1 protein-coding gene and 1 pseudogene are annotated in these 1070 nt (G+C 70.6%); both read left to right on the top strand.

The window, feature by feature from the left end:
- A pseudogene (locus K0M70_RS03970) lies at positions 1–378 on the top strand (ABC transporter ATP-binding protein); the annotation flags it as partial.
- Between the two features lie 132 nt (positions 379–510).
- A partial coding sequence (locus K0M70_RS03965; protein WP_290779573.1) for a fumarate hydratase occupies positions 511–1070 on the top strand: 560 nt, incomplete at its 3' end.

Here is a 1070-nt window from a genome sequence, read left to right as displayed (position 1 = left end):
CACGGCGGGTTTGGGTACTCGGTGGGCGGCTCCCCCCACTGCCGGCGCCTGCGCCCGATGGCGGCGCGCCTGGCCGGGGCGGCCGCCGTGTCGGCGCCGCGGCTCACGCCGCAGGTAGCGCCCGTGGCCAAACCGGCGGCGGCAGCGGCTCCGGCGGCGGCCAAGCGCAAACTGGGCTACAAGGAACAGCGCGAACTTGAGCAGCTGCCGGCGCAGATAGAGGCGCTGGACGCGGAGGTCGCCGCCTTGACCGCGCAGATCCAGGACCCCGCCTTCTATCGCCAGGGCCCGGAGGCCGTGAACACCGCCAATGCCCGCCTGGCGGCGCTGCAGTCGGAGCTCGAACAGGCCTACGCGCGCTGGCAGGCCCTGGAATGATCGTCCGCGGCCACGCCCACCGGGCGGGCCCGGGCCGGTAAGGACATCGACACCCTGCAGCGGGCCCCCGGGCCCGCCGCCGCGCCGGGGTCGGGTTAAAATGGCGGTCCTCACCGCCAGGCCGTGCCTACCGTGTCCCAGCCGATCAAGCAGGAAGACTTCATCCAGAGCGTCGCCGACGCGCTGCAGTACATTTCGTACTACCACCCGGTGGACTACATCCGGAACCTCGCCGCCGCCTACGAGCGCGAGGAGTCCGCCGCGGCCAAGGACGCCATCGCGCAGATCCTGATCAACTCGCGGATGTGCGCCGAAGGCCACCGCCCGATCTGCCAGGACACCGGCATCGTCACCGTTTTCCTCGAGATCGGCATGGACGTGCGCTGGGGCGACGCCACGATGGGCGTGGAAGAGATGGTGAACGAGGGCGTGCGCCGCGCTTACAACCATCCCGACAACAAGCTGCGCGCCAGCGTGCTGGCCGATCCGGCCGGCAAGCGCACCAACACCAGGGACAACACGCCGGCGGTGGTTAACTTCAAGGTGGTGCCCGGCGACACCGTGGACGTGATCGTCGCGGCCAAGGGCGGCGGCAGCGAAGCCAAGTCCAAGTTCGCCATGCTCAACCCGTCCGACTCCATCGTGGACTGGGTGCTCAAGACCGTGCCGACCATGGGCGCCGGCTGGTGCCC

This window comes from Arenimonas sp. (assembly GCF_019459675.1).
Classification (GTDB): domain Bacteria; phylum Pseudomonadota; class Gammaproteobacteria; order Xanthomonadales; family Xanthomonadaceae; genus Arenimonas.
This window is presented reverse-complemented; position numbering and strand designations above follow the sequence as displayed.